The 18,487-nt window shown below is 68.6% G+C and carries 19 protein-coding genes; 11 read left to right on the top strand and 8 right to left on the bottom strand.

Features of this window, described 5'->3' with window-relative positions:
- The first annotated feature begins 4 nt into the window (after positions 1-4).
- Both U5798_RS32595 and chrA read left to right on the top strand, forming a co-directional pair.
- A complete protein-coding gene (locus U5798_RS32595) occupies positions 5-712 on the top strand; it encodes a Crp/Fnr family transcriptional regulator (RefSeq protein WP_322084397.1) in 708 nt (235 codons plus the stop codon).
- 102 nt (positions 713-814) lie between these two features.
- Positions 815-2,026, top strand: a complete 1,212-nt coding sequence (gene chrA, locus U5798_RS32590) for a chromate efflux transporter (protein ID WP_322084389.1) — start codon at positions 815-817, stop codon at positions 2,024-2,026.
- Positions 2,027-2,131: 105 nt separating this feature from the next.
- Here chrA and sodB read toward each other — a convergent pair whose 3' ends face one another.
- Positions 2,132-2,710 carry a superoxide dismutase [Fe] gene (gene sodB, locus U5798_RS32585; RefSeq protein WP_011352986.1) on the bottom strand — a complete coding sequence of 193 codons (579 nt, stop codon included), beginning with the start codon at positions 2,708-2,710 and terminating at the stop codon, positions 2,132-2,134.
- Between the two features lie 227 nt (positions 2,711-2,937).
- Positions 2,938-4,320: an exodeoxyribonuclease VII large subunit gene (gene xseA / locus U5798_RS32580; RefSeq protein WP_322084388.1), complete on the bottom strand. Its 1,383-nt coding sequence runs from the start codon at positions 4,318-4,320 to the stop codon at positions 2,938-2,940.
- 449 nt (positions 4,321-4,769) lie between these two features.
- Between xseA and lpxK the strand changes: the two genes are divergently transcribed.
- From lpxK to U5798_RS32555, 5 genes are all read left to right on the top strand, one after another.
- Positions 4,770-5,798 (top strand): tetraacyldisaccharide 4'-kinase, encoded by a 1,029-nt coding sequence (gene lpxK / locus U5798_RS32575; RefSeq protein ID WP_322084387.1) that lies wholly within the window; start codon positions 4,770-4,772, stop codon positions 5,796-5,798.
- Positions 5,779-5,973 (top strand): Trm112 family protein, encoded by a 195-nt coding sequence (locus U5798_RS32570; RefSeq protein ID WP_006482216.1) that lies wholly within the window; start codon positions 5,779-5,781, stop codon positions 5,971-5,973. The genes lpxK and U5798_RS32570 overlap by 20 nt, the downstream gene beginning before the upstream one ends.
- A gap of 100 nt (positions 5,974-6,073) precedes the next feature.
- Positions 6,074-6,865: a 3-deoxy-manno-octulosonate cytidylyltransferase gene (gene kdsB / locus U5798_RS32565; protein ID WP_059233379.1), complete on the top strand. Its 792-nt coding sequence runs from the start codon at positions 6,074-6,076 to the stop codon at positions 6,863-6,865.
- A gap of 208 nt (positions 6,866-7,073) precedes the next feature.
- Positions 7,074-7,736, top strand: a complete 663-nt coding sequence (gene adk, locus U5798_RS32560) for an adenylate kinase (RefSeq protein WP_124456371.1) — start codon at positions 7,074-7,076, stop codon at positions 7,734-7,736.
- A 196-nt stretch (positions 7,737-7,932) separates the two neighbouring features.
- On the top strand, positions 7,933-8,691 hold the full coding sequence (locus U5798_RS32555) for an SDR family NAD(P)-dependent oxidoreductase (protein ID WP_124456372.1): 759 nt from the start codon (positions 7,933-7,935) through the stop codon (positions 8,689-8,691).
- Positions 8,692-8,758: 67 nt separating this feature from the next.
- Here the strand turns inward: U5798_RS32555 and U5798_RS32550 are convergent, their stop codons facing one another.
- The gene (locus U5798_RS32550; protein WP_060313760.1) at positions 8,759-9,601 is read right to left on the bottom strand and encodes a SirB1 family protein; all 843 of its coding nucleotides are present in this window, start codon (positions 9,599-9,601) and stop codon (positions 8,759-8,761) included.
- An 8-nt stretch (positions 9,602-9,609) separates the two neighbouring features.
- Complete coding sequence (murJ, locus tag U5798_RS32545) at positions 9,610-11,160, bottom strand: murein biosynthesis integral membrane protein MurJ (protein WP_124456373.1); 1,551 nt, start codon at positions 11,158-11,160, stop codon at positions 9,610-9,612.
- Between the two features lie 304 nt (positions 11,161-11,464).
- On the opposite strand from murJ, the gene rpsT reads away from it, so the two are divergent.
- Positions 11,465-11,737, top strand: a complete 273-nt coding sequence (gene rpsT, locus U5798_RS32540) for a 30S ribosomal protein S20 (protein WP_006482211.1) — start codon at positions 11,465-11,467, stop codon at positions 11,735-11,737.
- A gap of 154 nt (positions 11,738-11,891) precedes the next feature.
- Here the strand turns inward: rpsT and U5798_RS32535 are convergent, their stop codons facing one another.
- Entirely contained in the window at positions 11,892-12,212 is a 321-nt protein-coding gene (locus U5798_RS32535; RefSeq protein ID WP_124456374.1) for a DUF3579 domain-containing protein, read from the bottom strand.
- Between the two features lie 413 nt (positions 12,213-12,625).
- Here U5798_RS32535 and argF point away from each other — a divergent pair, with 413 nt between their 5' ends.
- The gene (gene argF / locus U5798_RS32530; protein ID WP_124456375.1) at positions 12,626-13,555 is read left to right on the top strand and encodes an ornithine carbamoyltransferase; all 930 of its coding nucleotides are present in this window, start codon (positions 12,626-12,628) and stop codon (positions 13,553-13,555) included.
- 88 nt (positions 13,556-13,643) lie between these two features.
- On the opposite strand, the gene murB is transcribed toward argF, so the two are convergent.
- Positions 13,644-14,693: a UDP-N-acetylmuramate dehydrogenase gene (murB, locus tag U5798_RS32525; RefSeq protein ID WP_322084386.1), complete on the bottom strand. Its 1,050-nt coding sequence runs from the start codon at positions 14,691-14,693 to the stop codon at positions 13,644-13,646.
- 139 nt (positions 14,694-14,832) lie between these two features.
- Here murB and U5798_RS32520 point away from each other — a divergent pair, with 139 nt between their 5' ends.
- Positions 14,833-15,318 carry a YajQ family cyclic di-GMP-binding protein gene (locus U5798_RS32520; protein ID WP_322084385.1) on the top strand — a complete coding sequence of 162 codons (486 nt, stop codon included), beginning with the start codon at positions 14,833-14,835 and terminating at the stop codon, positions 15,316-15,318.
- An 80-nt stretch (positions 15,319-15,398) separates the two neighbouring features.
- On the opposite strand, the gene plsY is transcribed toward U5798_RS32520, so the two are convergent.
- Both plsY and ybaK read right to left on the bottom strand, forming a co-directional pair.
- On the bottom strand, positions 15,399-16,037 hold the full coding sequence (gene plsY, locus U5798_RS32515) for a glycerol-3-phosphate 1-O-acyltransferase PlsY (protein ID WP_124456377.1): 639 nt from the start codon (positions 16,035-16,037) through the stop codon (positions 15,399-15,401).
- 116 nt (positions 16,038-16,153) lie between these two features.
- Positions 16,154-16,645: a Cys-tRNA(Pro) deacylase gene (gene ybaK / locus U5798_RS32510; protein WP_124456378.1), complete on the bottom strand. Its 492-nt coding sequence runs from the start codon at positions 16,643-16,645 to the stop codon at positions 16,154-16,156.
- A 263-nt stretch (positions 16,646-16,908) separates the two neighbouring features.
- On the opposite strand from ybaK, the gene U5798_RS32505 reads away from it, so the two are divergent.
- The gene (locus U5798_RS32505) at positions 16,909-18,471 is read left to right on the top strand and encodes a class I adenylate-forming enzyme family protein (RefSeq protein ID WP_322084384.1); all 1,563 of its coding nucleotides are present in this window, start codon (positions 16,909-16,911) and stop codon (positions 18,469-18,471) included.
- The last annotated feature ends 16 nt before the right edge of the window (positions 18,472-18,487 follow it).

Below are 18,487 nucleotides of genomic sequence, written 5' to 3'. Positions count from 1 at the left end.
GCCCATGCCTTCCTCGCTCGCCCCGTACCTGCCGCAGATCGAAGCGCACCCGTGGTTCGCCGCGCTGCCGCCCGCGTTGCGCGCGGACCTGCTCGCCGGCGCTGTGCTGCGCCGCCTGCCGGCCGGCCATGCGCTGTTCCGGCGCGGCGACCCGCCATGCGGGCTGTACGCGGTCCTGGCCGGTTCACTCACGATAGGTGCGGTCGACCCACAGGGCAAGGAAACGCTGCTGACGGTGGCCGAGCCCGTCACATGGTTCGGCGAAATCGCCCTGTTCGACGGCCAGCCGCGCACGCACGACGCCATCGCGCTCGACGACGCACTGCTGCTGCACGTCCCGCAGGCCGCGCTGCTCGCGATCCTCGATGCGACGCCGCGATACTGGCGGCAGTTCGCGCTGCTGATGGCGCAGAAGCTGCGCCTGAGCTTCCTGACCGTCGAGTCGATGAGCGTGATGCCGGCCGCGCAACGGCTCGCCGCGCGCCTGCTGATGATCGCCGACGGCTATGGCGGCATCAGCGCCGGGCGCACGCGCGTGCGGCTGTCGCAGGAAACGCTCGCGTCGATGCTGTCGATCACGCGGCAGACCACCAACCAGCTGCTGAAGGCGCTGCAGGCCGACGGCGTCGTGCGGCTGCATGTCGGCGAAATCGAACTCGTCGACATCGATGCGCTGCGCCGCGCGAGCGGGCTGGGCGACGGCACGCGCTGAGCGACGCGCACTGCACTGCACTGCACTGCACTGCAGTACGTTGCCCCGCCGCTGCCGCATTGCGCTATCGTGGCGGCTCGTCCGTTCTCCCCGCGCCCCGTCTTGAATCCATCGACCGCCGCCGCCCCGTCCCGTCATCCGTGGCCCGTCTTCGTCGCGTTCCTGCGGCTCGGCCTCACGTCGTTCGGCGGCCCGGTCGCGCACCTCGGCTACTTCCGCGCCGAATTCGTCACGCGGCGCGGCTGGCTCACCGAACGCACGTATGCCGATCTCGTCGGGCTGTGCCAGTTCCTGCCGGGGCCCGCGAGCAGCCAGGTCGGGATGGCGATCGGCCTCGCGCGCGCCGGCTATGCGGGGATGTTCGCCGCGTGGCTCGGCTTCACGCTGCCGTCGGCGCTGCTGATGATGCTGTTCGCGCTCGGCGTGCATGCGACGGGCGCGCCGATCGAAGCCGGCGCGCTGCACGGGCTGCGCATCGTGTCGGTCGCGGTGATCGCGCAAGCCGTCTGGGGGATGGCGCGCACGCTGTGCCCCGATGCGCGCCGCGTCACGCTGATGGCCGCGGCCGCATGCGTCGCGCTGCTCGCGCCGGCCGCGTGGACGCAGATCGCGGTGATCGTCGCGGCCGGTGCGGCCGGCCTCGCGCTGCTGCCACAACCGGCACGCGACGCGCACGAACCGTTGCCGCTGCACGTGTCGCACCGCGCGGGCATGCTGTGGCTCGCGCTGTTCGCGGTGCTGCTCGTCGCGCTGCCGTTCGCGGCCCGCGCGCTCCACTCCGATACGCTCGCCGTCGTCGATGCATTTTTCCGCACCGGCGCGCTCGTGTTCGGCGGCGGGCATGTGGTGCTGCCGCTGCTGCAGGCGGCCGTGGTCGCGCCCGGCTGGGTCGGCGATTCGACGTTCCTCGCCGGGTACGGCGTTGCACAGGCCGTGCCGGGGCCGCTGTTCACGTTCTCGGCGTTCCTCGGCGCGTCGCTGCGCGATGCGCCGAACGGCTGGCTCGGCGGCACGATCGCGCTGGTCGCGATCTTCGCGCCGTCGTTCCTGCTCATTGCCGGCACTGCACCGTTCTGGGAGCGCCTGCGCCGCAGCGCGCGCATGCAGGCCGCGCTCGCGGGCGTGAACGCGGCCGTCGTCGGGCTGCTGCTCGCCGCGCTCTATCACCCGGTCTGGACCGACACGATCGTCGCACCGCGCGACCTGGCCGCCGCGCTCGTCGCATTCGTCGCGCTGGTGTTCTGGCGCGTGCCGCCGTGGGCCGTCGTGATCGCGAGCGCGGCACTCGGCTGGGCGCTCGGCCTGGTCGCCTGATCCCGGCAAGCGTGCCGCCTTCCTGCACGATAAAAACAAAAAAGCCCTCGTTTCGAGGGCTTTTTGCTGGGTGCCGCGCGCCGTGGCGGCGCGCCGGCGCCGGACTTACGCGAAGTTCTTCGCTGCGAAGTCCCAGTTCACGATGTTCCAGAACGCTTCGACGAACTTCGGACGTGCGTTGCGGTAGTCGATGTAGTACGCGTGTTCCCACACGTCGATCGTCAGCAGTGCCTTGTCGGCGGTCGTCAGCGGCGTCGCTGCGTTGCTCGTCGACACGATGTCGAGCGAACCGTCAGCCTTCTTCACGAGCCATGCCCAGCCCGAACCGAACGTGCCGACCGCGGCCTTCGTGAACGCTTCCTTGAATGCGTCGTACGAACCCCACTTCGCGTTGATCGCGTCGCCCAGCGCGCCCGTCGGTGCGCCGCCGCCGTTCGGCGACAGGCTGTTCCAGAAGAACGTGTGGTTCCAGATTTGCGCGGCGTTGTTGAAGATGCCGCCCGACGACTTCTTCACGATCTCTTCCAGCGACAGGTTTTCGAATTCCGTGCCCGGGATCAGATTGTTCAGGTTCGTCACATAAGCCTGATGGTGCTTGCCGTAGTGGTACTGGATCGTCTCGAGCGAGATGGTCGGCGCGAGTGCGTCTTCAGCGTACGGGAGCGGCGGGAGCGTATGAGCCATGGCGATTCCTTCGTTGAGTATGTAGGGAGGCTGTGTTGGATGCTGCCGAGCGTCCGATTGTAGGCGAGGACGAATAACCCCGCAAACTCACGGGCCATTTATCCGCGGTATGCGGAAAAGCGATGTTTGCGCAACGTCCGGCAGGATGAACCCGATGCGGAGCAGCCTCCGTTCCCGAGCACGTTGCGTCCGTTGCAGCAGCCTTCGCCCCGCTTGCCGCCGTTACGTCAGATCGTATCGGCCAGCCGCGGCTGCACGTCGGCGAGCGACACGTCGGCCGAGCCTTCGGCCAGATGCACGGTCAGGCGCCGCTGCGGCTTCAGCGCGTTCGGCGCACGCACCGCACGGCCCGTCTGCGCATCGATCAGCGCCGCATAGCCGCGCTCGAGCGTGCGCTGCGGGCTCAGCACCTCGAGCCGTGCCGCACAGGCCGACACGCGCGCCGTGTCGCGTTCATGACGGCGCTGCAATGCAATGACGAGACGCTGCGACAGCCCCGCGAGCGCCTGGCGCGCCTGCGACGCATCGGGTCGCGCGCGCTGCCAGCGCAGTTGTGCCAGCGCGAAGCGCGCGCGTGCGTCGCGCACCGGCCGCGACGCCGCGGACGCGAGCCGCACCGCGAGCTGCTCGACGTGCGTGCGCTGCCGCTGCAGCCGCTCGGCCGGGCTCACGAGCCGGCGCGCGAGCCAGTCGAGCTGCTGCGCGCGCTGTTCGAGCCGGCGCGCCATGCCGCGCGCGAGCGCACGCTGGCGCTCGTCGACCTCGCGCAGCAGCAGCGCACGCTGCGGGCTCGCGAGCTCGGCCGCGCCGGTGGGCGTCGGCGCGCGCACGTCGGCCGCGAAGTCCGCGATCGTGAAATCGGTTTCGTGCCCGACACCGCTGACGACCGGCAATTCGCTCGCCGCGATCGAGCGCGCCAGCGCTTCGTCGTTGAACGACCACAGATCCTCGATCGAGCCGCCGCCGCGACAGACGAGCAGCACGTCGACCTCACGGCGCGCATTCGCGGCCTCGACGGCCGCGACCAGTTTTTCGGCGGAACCGGCGCCCTGCACGGGCGCCGGATAGACGATCACCGGAATGTGCGGCGCGCGCCGGGCAAGCGTGGTCAGCACGTCGCGCAGCGCGGCTGCCTGCAGCGACGTGACGATGCCGATCGCGCGCGGGTGGGCCGGCAGCGGCCGCTTGCGCTCGGGGGCGAACAGGCCCTCGCCTTCGAGTTGCGCCTTCAGCCGCAGGAACGCCTCGTACAGGCGCCCCTGCCCGGTGCGCCGCACGGCTTCGACGTTCAGCTGCACTTCGCCGCGCGGCTCGTACATCGTGACGACCGCGCGCACCTCGATGCGGTCGCCTTCGCGCGGCGTGAATTCCGCGTACTGCGCACGGCCGCGGAACATCACGCAGCGCATCTGCGCCTGCTGGTCCTTGATCGAGAAATACCAGTGGCCGCTCGCGGCGCGCGTGAAATTCGAGACTTCGCCCGAAATCCACAGCAGCGGAAACGAGCGCTCGAGCATCGTCGAAATCGCGCGATTGAGCGCCGAAACGGGAATCACTTCGTCGCCGCCGCGCGTCGCGCCGGGTGCGGAAAAAGGAGAGTCGGAAAGCATGGACGATTGGATGAATGCTGGCGGCGTCACGATAGTCCGACCTGCGCGCGACGTCCAGCGCCGCGGCATTCGCCGCCGAGCGCGGAAGGTGTCCACACTCTGGCATTCGTCCGCCTAAAACGCCTGGAAACCGCAAAAAAACCCAGACGATTCTTCGTAACACATTGATTTTTATAATTTTTTAAACCTTTCGAAATGATTCTCATCCGATTCGATGCCCGCCGGACGGGCGTTTGACGCAATCGACCGAGGAGTTTTTCACAGAGTTATCCACAGGCAGCCGCGATCCGGCCCCGCGGGCGACGTCGGCCGGTCGCGCTTGCCGCGCCGGCGTGCGGCGCGCTAGAGTGCCGCCTTCCGCAGACCCCGCGGCATGTGCCGCCCAACGGAGAATCCGCCTTGACGAATCCGTCCCACGCCGCGGCGCACGACGCGCCGCGCCCGGCCCGATGAGCGCGCCCGGCGGCCCGCTCGCGCGGCTCGAAGCGCGCCTGACACGCGAATGGCAGCGGCGCGGCGCGCTCGCCTGGGCGCTCACGCCGTTCGCCTGCGTGTTCGGCCTGTGCGCGGCGCTGCGGCGCACCGCCTACGCGCAGGGGTGGAAACGACCGGTCGACGTCGGCGTGCCCGTCGTCGTGGTCGGCAACGTGACCGTCGGCGGCACCGGCAAGACGCCGACCGTGATCGCGCTCGTCGACGCGCTGCGCGCGGCCGGCTTCACGCCGGGCGTCGTGTCGCGCGGCTACGGCGCGAACGTGAAGGCGCCGACTGCCGTCACGCCCGCGTCGCGCGCCAGCGTCGGCGGCGACGAACCGCTGCTGATCGCGCGCCGCACCGACGCGCCCGTCTGGGTGTGCCCCGACCGCGTCGCGGCCGCGCAGGCGCTGCGCGCCGCGCATCCGGACGTCGACGTGATCGTCAGCGACGACGGCCTCCAGCACTACCGCCTCGCACGCACGGTCGAGCTCGTCGTGTTCGACCACCGGCTCGGCGGCAACGGCTTCCTGCTGCCGGCCGGGCCGCTGCGCGAGCCGCTGTCGCGGCACCGCGACGCCACGCTCGTCAACGATCCGTACAGCGGCGCGCTGCCGCCGTGGCCCGACACCTACGCGCTGGCGCTGACGCCGGGCGCCGCGTGGCACCTCGACCAGCCCGCGCTGCGCCGCCCGCTGTCGCAGTTCGCGCACGAGCGCGTGCTCGCCGCGGCCGGCATCGGCGCGCCGGAACGCTTCTTCGCGACGCTGCGCGCGGCCGGTCTCGCGCCGGCGACGCGCGCGCTGCCCGACCACTACGCGTTCGCCGACAATCCGTTCGTCGACGACGCCGTCGACGCAATCCTGATCACCGAGAAGGATGCAGTAAAATTGGGCGCTTCCTGGCGCGACGCTCGACTGTGGGTGGTCCCCGTCGAAGCCGCGCTCGACCCTCGCCTCATTGCCCTCGTTGTGGAGAAACTCCGTGGACGCTCGCCTGCTTGAAATCATTGTGTGCCCTATCTGCAAAGGCCCGCTCCACTACGACCGCGCCGCGCAGGAGCTGATCTGCAACGCGGACAAGCTCGCGTACCCGATCCGCGACGGCATCCCCGTGATGCTCGTCGACGAAGCGCGCCAGACCGTCGAAGGCACGCCGGTCGATCCGGCCGGCCGCTAAGCCGCCCGACGCCACCCCGGCCCCGGCCGGGGTGACGAACCCTGCCGGCCGACCGGCTCCGGACGCGCCGCCTGCCCCGTTCTTCTCACCGCTCACCCCGATGACTCACCCGCAACCCTTCATCGCCGTCATTCCCGCCCGGCTCGCGTCGACGCGCCTTCCGAACAAGCCGCTCGCCGATCTCGGCGGCAAGCCGATGGTCGTGCGCGTCGCCGAGCGCGCGCGCGAAGCGGGCGCGCAGCAGGTGCTCGTCGCCTCCGACGCGCAGAGCGTGCTCGACGCGGCGCGCGATCACGGCTTCGAAGCGGTGCTCACGCGTGCCGACCATCCGTCCGGCACCGACCGGCTCGCGGAAGTCGCGGCGGCGTTCGGGTGGAGCGACGACACCGTCGTCGTCAACGTGCAGGGCGACGAGCCGCTGATCGACCCCGTGCTCGTGCGCGACGTAGCGTCGCACCTCGCCGCGCATCCGGCGTGCGCGATCGCGACTGCCGCCCACCCGATCCACGACGCGGCCGACGTGTTCAACCCGAACGTCGTGAAGGTCGCGCTCGACGCGCAAAGCGTCGCGCTGTACTTCTCGCGCGCGCCGATTCCGTGGAGCCGGGATGCGTACCAGCCGCACTGGCCGGACGTCGCGGCCATGCCAGCACCGGCTTTCCCGGTCTACCGGCACATCGGCCTCTATGCCTATCGCGCGCGTTTCCTGCGCACGTATCCGTCGCTCGCGCAGGCGCCGATCGAGCAGGCCGAGCAGCTCGAACAGCTGCGCGCGCTGTGGCACGGCGAGCGCATCGCAGTGCTGATCACCGAATCCGCACCCGAAGCTGGGATCGACACGCCTGCCGATCTCGCGCGCGTGCAGGCCCTTTTTCAGCCGGGTTCAAAATAACCCGTGGCATAATCAGGCGATTGTGCGAGCCGTCCGCGACCAGCGCGTCCTCGCTTGACCCCGCCCGCGGCCCTGCCGGCAGCCGCGCGTCGCCCAAGTCGACGCGCCGCATCAGACCGGTCCGCCGCGCGCCAGGCAAGCCCCGCGCCCGCTGTCGCCGACGCCTTCGAGGCTCGCCACACGAATCTACATACTTGGAGATATCACCATGCGTTTGATCCTGTTGGGCGCGCCCGGCGCGGGAAAGGGCACCCAGGCAAACTTCATCAAGGAAAAGTTCGGCATCCCGCAAATCTCGACGGGCGACATGCTGCGCGCGGCCGTGAAGGCCGGCACGCCGCTCGGCGTCGAGGCGAAGGGCTACATGGACGCCGGCAAGCTCGTGCCGGACGCGCTGATCATCGGCCTCGTCAAGGAACGCCTGAAGGAATCCGACTGCGCGAACGGCTATCTGTTCGACGGTTTCCCGCGCACGATCGCGCAGGCTGACGCGATGAAGGACGCCGGCGTCGCGATCGACTACGTGCTCGAGATCGACGTCCCGTTCTCGGAAATCATCGAGCGCATGAGCGGCCGCCGCACGCACCCGGCCTCGGGCCGCACGTACCACGTCAAGTTCAACCCGCCGAAGGTCGAAGGCCATGACGACGTGACGGGCGAGCCGCTGATCCAGCGCGACGACGACAAGGAAGAAACCGTCAAGAAGCGTCTCGAAGTGTACGAAGCGCAAACCAAGCCGCTGATCACGTACTACGGCGACTGGGCGCAGCGCGGCGAGGAAAACGGCCTGAAGGCCCCGCAGTATCGCAAGATCTCGGGTCTCGGTGCGGTCGAGGAAATTCGCGAGCGCGCGTTTGACGCACTGAAGTAAGCAGCGCGTCTCGCCCTCGCAGAAGCCGCCCTTTCCGGGCGGCTTTTTTTTCGCCCGATGGGGATGCGCACGGCCGTGCGGGTATCGCCTTCGCGTGACGACGCCCCGTACAATCGCTCGGATGCGCGCCCCGCTCTCGCGGCGCACCGGCTTTCCGACTGCCCGATCGGCATCGGACAGAACCCTGGAGACAGTCATGGACATTCGCGGCAACGTGTTTCTGATCACGGGCGGTGCATCGGGCCTCGGCGCCGGCACCGCGCGGATGCTCGCGCAGGCTGGCGGCACGGTCGTGCTCGCCGACCTGAACGAAGCGGCGGGCACCGCGCTCGCGACCGAGCTGGGCGGCGCATTCGTACGCTGCGACGTGTCGAGCGAAGCCGACGCGCACGCGGCCGTCGACACGGCGACGCGCGCGGGCACGCTGCGCGGCCTCGTGAACTGCGCGGGCATCGCGCCGGCCGCGAAAACCGTCGGCAAGGACGGCGCGCACCCGCTCGACGTGTTCGCAAGGACGATCAACGTCAACCTGGTCGGCACGTTCAACATGATCCGGCTCGCGGCCGCCGCGATGGCCGCGACCGCGCCGACCGCGGAAGGCGAGCGCGGCGTGATCGTCAGCACCGCGTCGGTCGCCGCCTTCGACGGCCAGATCGGCCAGGCCGCCTATGCGGCGTCGAAGGCCGGCGTCGCGGGCATGACGCTGCCGATCGCACGCGACCTGGCGCGCAGCGGGATCCGCGTAATGACGATCGCGCCCGGCCTGTTCGAGACGCCGATGCTGCTCGGCATGCCGCAGGACGTGCAGGACGCGCTCGGCGCGATGGTGCCGTTCCCGCCGCGGCTCGGCAAACCGGCCGAATACGCGATGCTGGTACGCCAGATCGTCGAGAATCCGATGCTCAACGGCGAAGTGATCCGCCTCGACGGCGCGATCCGGATGCAGCCGAAGTAAACCGCGCATGAAAAAACGCCCGCGATGCGGGCGTTTTCGTTACGGGCTCAGGCAGCCGCGCTGTGGCTCAATCCTCGCCGTCGCGCTGCATCCGCTGGCGCAATTCGCTCACCTGCGACTCGACGACGGTCGCATCTTCCGCCTCCGGCCGCTCGCCGAGATACTGCTCGAGATCCTCGAGCGCGGGGCGCAGGTAATCGAGCCGCGCATACGCGAAGCCGCGGTCGCGCACCTCGTCGAGTTGCTCGGGCAACAGGATCACGAGCCGCTGCTGTACCGCGAGCAGCCGCTGCCAGCGTTCCGTCTGCAGATAGATCGTCTTCAGGTTGCGCAGCATCCGCGCGATAATCTCGCGGCTCGTCGCCGGTTGCAGCAGCGCGCGCAACGCGCTGTCGACCGCCCCCGCCGCACGCGCGACGTACGGCTCGAGCATCTCGACCATCTCGGCTTCGGACAGCGAATGGCCGTTGGTCGGATCAATGATCAGGTCGCCGTCCGGCAGCGTCACGCGCAGCAGGAAATGGCCGGGGAACGACACGCCGCGCGCCGGCACGCCAATCTGCTCGGCGAGCTCCAGGTACAGCACCGACAGCGAGATCGGAATCCCCCGCCGCCGCTTCAGCACCGCGTTCAGGTGGCTGTTATCGGGGTCGTAGTAATCGTTGTGATTGCACGCGAAGCCGAGTTCGCGGAAGAAGAAGTCGTTCAGCGCGGCGACGCGGCCCTTCAGGTCCGCATCGTCGGCGAGCCGCCGGCGCAGCCGCGCCGCCAGCATGTCGAGCTCGGCCAGCGTGCCCTGCAGGTCGAGGTCCGGATACGCGTCCTGCGCCAGCGACAGCGCGGCTTCCGTGACGGGCAGACTGTCGTCGTCCGCCACGAGCGTGCTGAAGTAGTCGAGGACGCGGGTCATTGCGGTCGTCACTTGGCGCGCCTTCTGAAGTAAGCGTATTTGAAGCCCATCACCCACAACATACCGAAATATAGTGCAGCGAACAGCACGAGGCACGCCGCCATCAGCGCAATGCGGTCGAGCGGCTGCGTGCGCATCCCGGTCCAGTCGAAGTTGATCGCGCACCAATGCATCAGGCCCGCGAGCACGAGCGCCGCGCCGACGAGCTGCACGAAGAAGCGCAGCCAGCCCGGCGACGGCTGGTAGATGCCGCGCTTGCGCAGCCCGAGGAACAGCAGCAGCGAATTCAGGCACGCGCCGACGCCGATGCTCAGCGTGAGGCCCGCGTGGCCGATCAGCGGCACGAACACGTAGTTCGAGAGCTGCGTGACGATCAGCACGCCGATCGCGATCTTCACGGGCGTCTTGATGTCCTGCTTCGCATAGAAGCCCGGCGCGAGGATCTTGATCAGGATGATGCCGACGAGGCCGATCCCGTAGGTGGCGAGCGCGCGCGCGACCATCGTGACGGTATGCGCGTCGAACTTGCCGTAGTTGAACAGCGTCGCGGTGAGCGGCGTCGCGAAGAAGAACAGCGCGAGCGCGCTCGGCGCCGCGAGCAGGAACGTGACGCGCAGCCCCCAGTCGAGCAGCGCCGAATACTCGTGCGAATCGGCGTCGACGTGCGCCTTCGACAGGCTCGGCAGCAGGATCGTGCCGAGCGCGACGCCGAGCAGCGCCGTCGGGAATTCCATCAGGCGGTCGGCGTAGTTGATCCACGACACGGCGCCCTGCCCGAGCCGCGACGCAATGTTGGTGTTGATGATCAGCGACAGCTGCGCGACCGACACCGCGAACGTGGCGGGCACCATCTTCGCGAGCACGCGCTTCACGCCCGGGTGGCGCAGCGCGCGCAGCGGGTTCAGGCCGATCAGCGGCACCATGTCGATCTTCTTCAGCCCCGGCAGCTGCACGAGGAACTGCAGCACGCCGCCGACGATGACGGCCCATGCGAGCGCGTAGACCGGCACCTTCAGGTGCGGCGCGACGAACACGGCCGCGGCAATGAACGCGACGTTGAGCAGCACCGGCGCGAACGCGGGCAGCGAGAAGCTCTTGTACGTGTTGAGCACGCCGGACGCGAGCGTCGTCAGCGAGATGAACACGATGTACGGGAACATGATCTGCGTCATCGTGACCGCGAGCGGGAACGCCTGGCCATCGGTGTGCAGGCCGGACGCGACCGCGAACACGACCCACGACGCGCCGGCGATCCCGAGGACCGACAGCACGGCAAGCGCCCACGCGAGCACGGTGGACATCGCGTCGACGAGCGCCTTCGTCGCATCGTGCCCCTGCTGGTTCTTGAACTCGGCGAGGATCGGCACGAACGCCTGCGAGAACGCGCCTTCGGCGGACAGGCGGCGCAGCAGGTTCGGAATGCGGAAAGCGACGTAGAACGCGTCGGTGTATTGACTGGCGCCGAACGCACGGGCGATCAGCGTCTCGCGGGCCAGTCCGGTCACGCGCGACAGCAGCGTGAAGCCGCTGACCGTCAGCAGGGCTCGGAATAGATTCATGGGGCGCTTATTATACGGACGTTGCGCGACCCGGCCAGCGGCCGATGCCGAAAAGCGCGCACGCCGCCGGCGGCCCGTCCGGCGGATGTCACTTCGAACTTGCCACTCGCTTGATTTTGTTGCTATAATCGCCGGTTTCTGGGCTCGTACATGCACGGCAGCTGCCGTTTTCATGTCCCTGCCTCGGTTAAAATCACCGTTTTTTTATGCGCCCCTGGGCAATCGTTCTCAGGGGACGGATCGAAAAGCAGCGCTTGGCCGTCAGGCTCCAAGCTCTGGAAACAGGACAGGATAAGGAACCGTCATGGCTAACTCCGCACAAGCACGCAAGCGCGCCCGCCAGGCCGCGAAGGCAAACTCGCACAACTCGGCGCTGCGCTCGAAATTCCGTACCGCGATCAAGTCGGTTCGCAAGGCTGTTGAAGCCGGCGACCAAGCAAAGGCTGCCGAGCTGTTCAAGGCTGCCGTGAAGACGATCGACACGATCGCCGACAAGAAGATCGTTCACAAGAACAAGGCCGCTCGCAGCAAGAGCCGCCTGGCCGCAGCCGTCAAGGGCCTGCAGGCAGCAGCGTAATCCGGTGCGCCCGCTTACGCGGGCGTTCCTGTTTCCTGCGATCACGAAAAAGCCCGCCTAGGCGGGCTTTTTTGTTGCCTGTCGCCCGCGCATCATGCGAGGCGGCGACGGCACTTGCCAGGGCGGGCGCTGCATGCGCCCTCGCCCGTCGGCATCACTTCTTCGTGTTGTAATCCGGCAATTCGCAGGCCTCGGTGACGACGAGGTTGTTGTCCTTCGCGAAATTCAGCACGAAATCGAAAGCCATCGGTTCGATGTCGCGCAACCGCGAATCGAGGATCACGCATTTCAGGTCGCCGAGCATCGTCGGGCGCACGTACAGCGAATACTTGAGACGCGCATTCGGCCCGCTCGCCCCCGGCCCGAAGCAGGCCATCACACCGGCCAGACGCTCCGACCAGTCGCTCGGGCGAAACTTTTTCCCTTCTTTCGTGATGCCCTGGATGAAGAATTCGGTCGGAGGGGTTTCAGCCATGTGGTTACCCAAGTGACGGCCCGGCGATGTCCAGGCAACGGCGCCTGGATACGCGAACACAAAGCTGGAACGGACGGCGGCACAAGCATTCCGGTATCCCGAAAACGGGACGTCGATGCGCGCCGCCGGTAAACTGCACCGGATTTGTGCAGCGCACGGCTTGTGTCCGGCAGAGCGCGAAAAGCCTTGCCTGCCGGGCTGGAGAAAACTTTCGAATTATACCGCAGCGCGCCATCGCGCGTCGTCCCGACGGCCGCCTTCCCGCGCCATCCGCTGCCGGTCGCGATCGTGCCCCATTTCGTTCGACGGCTCGTCAAAGCACAGAAAATCCTTTATGCTGCTTTGAGTTATCCACACCCGACGGCGGCGCCGTCCGGCCTCGCTGCCGGGTGAAACCCGCCGTATTTCGCTTCATGACCGCCAAAACCATTCGTCACTACCTGCAGTTCAAGGATTTCTCGCTGGAAGACTACGAGTACGTGCTCGAACGCACGGGTATCCTGAAGCGCAAGTTCAAGAACTACGAGACCTATCACCCGCTGCACGACCGCACGCTCGCGATGATCTTCGAGAAGAGCTCGACGCGCACGCGCCTGTCGTTCGAGGCTGGGATCTTCCAGCTCGGCGGCCACGCCGTCTTCATGAGCACGCGCGACACGCAGCTCGGCCGCGGCGAACCCGTCGAGGATTCCGCGCAGGTCATCTCGCGGATGGTCGACATCATCATGATCCGCACGTTCGAGCAGGACGTCATCACACGCTTCGCGGAAAACTCCCGCGTGCCGGTGATCAACGGCCTGACGAACGATTACCACCCGTGCCAGGTGCTCGCCGACATCTTCACGTACTACGAGCACCGCGGCCCGATCGCCGGCAAGACCGTCGCCTGGGTCGGCGACGCGAACAACATGCTCTACACGTGGATCGAAGCCGCGCAGATCCTCGGCTTCAAGCTGCGCCTGTCCACGCCGCCCGGCTATGCACTCGACATGAAGCTCGTGTCGCCCGGCAGCGCGCCGTTCTACGAGGTGTTCGACGATCCGAACGAAGCATGCAGGGGCGCCGATCTCGTCACCACCGACGTGTGGACGAGCATGGGCTTCGAAGCCGAGAACGAGGCGCGCAAGCAGGCGTTTGCCGACTGGTGCGTCGACGAGGAAATGATGGGCCACGCGAACCCGGACGCGCTCTTCATGCACTGCCTGCCCGCGCACCGCGGCGAGGAAGTGACGGCCGGCGTGATCGACGGCCCGCAGAGCGTCGTGTGGGACGAGGCAGAAAACCGCCTGCACGTGCAGAAGGCGCTGATGGAGTTCCTGCTGCTCGGCCGCCTCAAGCACTGACGCGCCGGAACGCACACGCGTAAAAAAAGCGCCGATCGACGATCGGCGCTTTTTGCTTGGGCGCCTGGAAAGCGGCGCAGGACCGGCGCTACAGGCAGACCGGTTCCGCCTCCAGCTCGACGCCGAATTGCGCACGCACGTCAGCCTGGATCGCCTGCGCCAGCGCCAGCACGTCGGCGCCCGTCGCGCCGCCGCGATTGACGAGCACGAGCGCCTGGCGGTCGTGCACGGCCGCCGCACCGAGCGCGCGGCCCTTCCAGCCGCAGCGGTCGATCAGCCAGCCGGCCGCCAGCTTCACCTGCCCGTCCGGCTGCGGATACGACACGACCTCGGGTGCGCGGGCGCGCAGCGCGTCGAACTGCGCGGCGTCGATCACCGGATTCTTGAAGAAACTGCCCGCGTTGCCGAGCACGAGCGGATCGGGCAGCTTCGCGCGGCGGATCGCGACGACCGCGTCGAACACGTCGCGCGGCGTCGCCGCATCGGGCGCGATGCCCCGTGCGTCGAGCTCGCGCGTGACGTCCGCGTAGCCGAGCCGCGGCGTCCATTGCTTCGGCAGCCGGAACGTCACCGACACGATCGCGAACCGGCCGCGCCCGTCCCGCTTGAAGAAGCTGTCGCGGTAGCCGAACGCGCAGCGCGCGGCGTCGAAGCGCTCGCTGCGCCCCGTCGCCAGCTCGACCGCGACCAGCGAGTCGAAATACGCCTTCATCTCGAGGCCGTACGCGCCGATGTTCTGGATCGGCGCGGCGCCGACGGTGCCGGGAATCAGCGCGAGGTTCTCGAGGCCCGGCATCCCGTGCTCGAGCGTCCACGCGACGAACGCGTGCCAGTTCTCGCCGCCGCCGGCCTCGACGTACCACGCGCCGTCGTCCTCGCGCACGACGCGGCGGCCGGCGATCTCGTCGAGCAGCACGACGCCGTCGAAATCGCGCGTGAACACGACGTTGCTGCCGCCGCCGAGCACGAGCTGCGGCAGGTTCGCGACGCGCGGATCGCGGTGCAGCGCCTCGAACTGCGACGCCTGCGTGATGCGCGCGGCAAAGCGCGCGTTCGCGGCAATGCCGAACGTGTTGTGCGCGGCGAGCGGATGGTCGGGAAGCAGCGACAGGGCGGAATCGTCAGGAGGCATCGGCATTCGCGGTCACGTCGGCCCCGGGGCCGGCGGACGGCTGGCCTTGGGCAAACGGAGGGGCATCGGTAAAATGGCAAACAGTCCGCAATTATAGCGAGTGCCCGCGCGCGAGCCGGGTGCCCGCATCTCAAGGGAGAATGCCATGCCATCGTTCGACGTCGTTTCCGAAGCGAACATGATCGAAGTGAAGAACGCCATCGAGCAGTCGAACAAGGAAATTTCGACGCGCTTCGACTTCAAGGGCTCCGACGCGCGTGTCGAGCAGAAGGAACGCGAGCTGACGCTGTTCGCCGACGACGATTTCAAGCTCGGCCAGGTCAAGGACGTGCTGATCGGCAAGCTGGCCAAGCGCAACGTCGACGTGCGCTTCCTCGACTACGGCAAGGTCGAGAAGATCGGCGGCGACAAGGTCAAGCAGGTCGTCACCGTGAAGAAGGGCGTGACGGGCGATCTCGCGAAAAAGATCGTGCGCCTCGTGAAGGACAGCAAGATCAAGGTGCAGGCGAGCATCCAGGGCGATGCGGTGCGCGTATCGGGCACGAAGCGCGACGACCTGCAGAGCACGATCGCGATGCTGCGCAAGGACGTGACCGACACGCCGCTCGACTTCAACAACTTCCGCGACTGATCGCCAGCCGATCCGTCGCGTCATCCCGCCGGGCCCCGCACACGCGGCGCGCCCGGCGCGCGGCCAGGCGCCGCGCTTTCTCAGGCTTTCCCGCCGTCCTGCGCGCTGCTGTCTGCAGCCGCCTTCTTCTTGTCGCCAATCCGGCTTTCCTGCCCCGCAAGCAGCTTCGAAATGTTGCCGCGGTGACGCCACACGAGCAGCACGCTCATCGCGAGCACGGCCCACGCGACCGGATTGTGGCCCGTGCCGAACAGGAACACGTCGAACACCGGCGCGAACACGGCCGCCACCAGCGCCGCGAGCGACGAGTAGCGGAAGAAGAACGCGACGATCAGCCAGGTCAGCGCCGTCGCGAGCCCGAGCACCGGGTGCACGGCGAGCAGCACGCCGGCGGCCGTCGCGACGCCCTTGCCGCCCTGGAAGCGGAAGAACACCGGATACAGGTGGCCGAGGAACACGGCGATCGCGACCCACGCGACCGCGACGTCGGGCAGGCCCAGGCGCCGCGCAAGCCAGACGGCAATCCAGCCCTTGAATGCATCGCCGACGAGCGTCAGGATCGCGGCCTTCTTGTTGCCGCTGCGCAGCACGTTGGTCGCGCCGGGATTCTTCGACCCGTACGAACGCGGGTCGGCCAGGCCCATCGCGGAACTGACGACGACGGCGAACGACACCGAACCGATCAGGTAGGCAACGAGGGCGGCGAGCAGGATCTGCATGCGGAGGACTCTTCTTTCAACGTATCGGTGAAGGGACGGCCGTGCGCGGCAAGCCGGCAGGCCGAAACGGCGCCCATTCTACCGAACGGGCGCGGGGTGCCACGAAGGTGAAACCCTCAGTCGACGCTCGCGCACTGCACGGGCTGCGCGCCGAGCAGCGACACGAGCACCGCCGGCGCGAGGCTGACGAGGTAGCCGCGGCGGCCGCCGTTCAGGTAGATCGTCGGCAATTCGAGGATCGTCGCCTCGACGTAGACGGGCATCGTCTTGCGCGTGCCGAACGGCGACGTGCCGCCGACGAGATAGCCCGAATGGCGGTTCGCGACCTCGGGCTTGCACGGCTCGACGCGCTTCGCGCCGATCTGCCGCGCGAGGTTCTTCGTCGATACGGTGCGATCGCCGTGCATCAGCACGATCAGCGGCTTCGCGTGCTCGTCTTCCATCACGAGCGTCTTCACGACGCAGTGCTCGTCCGCGCCGAGCTGGCGCGCCGATTCGCCGGTGCCGCCGTGCTCGACGTAGTCGTACGGGTGCTCGCCGAACGTCACGCCATGGCGGCGCAACAGCTGGGTCGCGGGGGTTTCGGACACGTGTCTGGATTTGCTCATGGCGGCATTTTAATGGCGAACGACCGGCAGGCGGGCGGCCACGTGCGCGGGCCGGCGGGTGGGCCGGCGGTATACTCGCGGCCCGTTTTCCGCCGGATGGCCGCCCGGGCCGCCGCCACCACCGCCACGATTCCGCCCGTCATCATTGCGGACATCGCGAAGTGCTATTGCCCGATTGGCCGATTGTGGCGTGTGCGCCGGCATGGCACGATCGTTCGCAAACATCGTGAAGCCGCCGCCCGGCCACCTTTTCTGGAGACGCCATGCCCTCGCCCATCCATTCTTCCGAGTCGCTCGACGTCGACGCCCTGCTCGCCGCGCTGCCGCGCCGCATCGCCGACGTGCCCGCGCGCTGGGCCGCGCAGGCGCCCGCGCATCCGGCGCTGATCGAAGATGCGCGCCGCCTGTCGTACGGCGAGCTGGCGCAGGCCGTCGATGCGGCGGCCGCGCGGCTCGCGAGCCTCGGCGTGCAGGGCGGCGACCGCGTGATGATCGTCGCCGAAAACTGTGTCGCGCAGATCGTGCTGCTGTTCGCGGTCGCCCGCGTCGACGCGTGGGCGCTCGTGTCGAACGCGCGGCTGTCGGCCGGCGAACTCGATGCGATCGCCGCGCACGCGCGCCCGAAGCTGGTCGTGTTCACGATCGACGCATCGCCCGACGCGCGCGCGCATGCCGCGCGGCTCGGCGCGACGCCCGCCGGCGCGCTGCCGGTCGACATCGGCGCGTGGTCGTATCGCGTCGACGCGAACGCGCCCACCGAACCGGTCGCCGCCGACGGCGCCGCGCAATGTGCGGCGCTGATCTACACGACCGGCACGACGGGTGCGCCGAAAGGCGTGATGCTGTCGCACCGCAACCTGCTGTTCATCGCGGCCACGTCGAGCACGCTGCGCCGCGTGTCGCCCGACGACGTCGTCTACACGGTGCTGCCCGTGTCGCACGTGTACGGGCTCGCGTCGGTCTGCCTCGGCAGCCTGTACGCGGGCGCGACGCTGCGGCTTGCGCCGCGCTTCTCGCCGGAAGCCGTGCGCATCGCGCTCGCCGAAGAAGGCGTGACGATCTTCCAGGGCGTGCCCGCGATGCACGCGAAGCTGCTCGAACACCTGCACACGCACGGCCACGCGTGGCACGCGCCGCGCCTGCGCTTCGCGTATTCGGGCGGCTCGCCGCTCGACGCGAACCTGAAGGCGCGCGTCGAGCGCCAGTACGGCGTGCCGCTGCACAACGGCTACGGGATGACCGAAAGCAGCCCGACGATCACGCAGACGCCGCTCGACGCGCCGCGCGCCGACAGCTCGGTCGGCGTGCCGATTCCGGGTGTCGAGATGCGGATCGTCGCGCCGGACGGCACCGACGTGCCGCCGGGTGAAGTCGGCGAGATCCGCGTGCGCGGGCCGAACGTGATGCTCGGCTATTACCGCAACGCCGACGCGACGCGTGCGGCCGTGTCGCCGGACGGCTGGCTGAGTACCGGCGATCTCGCGCGGCAGGAAGCCGACGGCGCGGTGACGATCGCGGGCCGCAGCAAGGAGCTGATCATCCGCTCGGGCTTCAACGTGTACCCGGTGGAAGTCGAGCAGGTGCTGAACGCGCATCCGGACGTCGTGCAGGCGGCCGTGATCGGCCGCTCGGTCGACGGCAACGAGGAAGTGCTCGCGTTCGTCGAGCTGGTGCCGGGCGCGACCGCGGACGAAGCCGCGCTGCACGCGTGGTGCGCGGAGCGGCTCACGCCTTACAAGCGTCCGGCGCACATCCGCGTGCTCGACGCGCTGCCGGCCGCCTCCACCGGCAAGGTGCTGAAGCACAAGCTGCGCGAGCTGGTCTGACGCCGGCGGCGGCTGC

It is taken from the genome of Burkholderia sp. BCC1972, from assembly GCF_905339605.1.
Taxonomy (GTDB): Bacteria; Pseudomonadota; Gammaproteobacteria; order Burkholderiales; family Burkholderiaceae; genus Burkholderia.
This window is presented reverse-complemented; position numbering and strand designations above follow the sequence as displayed.

What these genes read in the sequence shown, in the direction of transcription:
- U5798_RS32595 (WP_322084397.1), top strand. Translation starts at nt 5, where the DNA reads ATGCCTTCCTCGCTCGCCCCGTACCTGCCGCAGATCGAAGCGCACCCG.
- sodB (WP_011352986.1), bottom strand. Translation starts at nt 2,710, where the DNA reads ATGGCTCATACGCTCCCGCCGCTCCCGTACGCTGAAGACGCACTCGCG.
- xseA (WP_322084388.1), bottom strand. Translation starts at nt 4,320, where the DNA reads ATGCTTTCCGACTCTCCTTTTTCCGCACCCGGCGCGACGCGCGGCGGC.
- lpxK (WP_322084387.1), top strand. Translation starts at nt 4,770, where the DNA reads ATGAGCGCGCCCGGCGGCCCGCTCGCGCGGCTCGAAGCGCGCCTGACA.
- kdsB (WP_059233379.1), top strand. Translation starts at nt 6,074, where the DNA reads ATGACTCACCCGCAACCCTTCATCGCCGTCATTCCCGCCCGGCTCGCG.
- adk (WP_124456371.1), top strand. Translation starts at nt 7,074, where the DNA reads ATGCGTTTGATCCTGTTGGGCGCGCCCGGCGCGGGAAAGGGCACCCAG.
- U5798_RS32555 (WP_124456372.1), top strand. Translation starts at nt 7,933, where the DNA reads ATGGACATTCGCGGCAACGTGTTTCTGATCACGGGCGGTGCATCGGGC.
- U5798_RS32550 (WP_060313760.1), bottom strand. Translation starts at nt 9,601, where the DNA reads ATGACCCGCGTCCTCGACTACTTCAGCACGCTCGTGGCGGACGACGAC.
- murJ (WP_124456373.1), bottom strand. Translation starts at nt 11,160, where the DNA reads ATGAATCTATTCCGAGCCCTGCTGACGGTCAGCGGCTTCACGCTGCTG.
- rpsT (WP_006482211.1), top strand. Translation starts at nt 11,465, where the DNA reads ATGGCTAACTCCGCACAAGCACGCAAGCGCGCCCGCCAGGCCGCGAAG.
- U5798_RS32535 (WP_124456374.1), bottom strand. Translation starts at nt 12,212, where the DNA reads ATGGCTGAAACCCCTCCGACCGAATTCTTCATCCAGGGCATCACGAAA.
- argF (WP_124456375.1), top strand. Translation starts at nt 12,626, where the DNA reads ATGACCGCCAAAACCATTCGTCACTACCTGCAGTTCAAGGATTTCTCG.
- murB (WP_322084386.1), bottom strand. Translation starts at nt 14,693, where the DNA reads ATGCCGATGCCTCCTGACGATTCCGCCCTGTCGCTGCTTCCCGACCAT.
- U5798_RS32520 (WP_322084385.1), top strand. Translation starts at nt 14,833, where the DNA reads ATGCCATCGTTCGACGTCGTTTCCGAAGCGAACATGATCGAAGTGAAG.
- plsY (WP_124456377.1), bottom strand. Translation starts at nt 16,037, where the DNA reads ATGCAGATCCTGCTCGCCGCCCTCGTTGCCTACCTGATCGGTTCGGTG.
- ybaK (WP_124456378.1), bottom strand. Translation starts at nt 16,645, where the DNA reads ATGAGCAAATCCAGACACGTGTCCGAAACCCCCGCGACCCAGCTGTTG.
- U5798_RS32505 (WP_322084384.1), top strand. Translation starts at nt 16,909, where the DNA reads ATGCCCTCGCCCATCCATTCTTCCGAGTCGCTCGACGTCGACGCCCTG.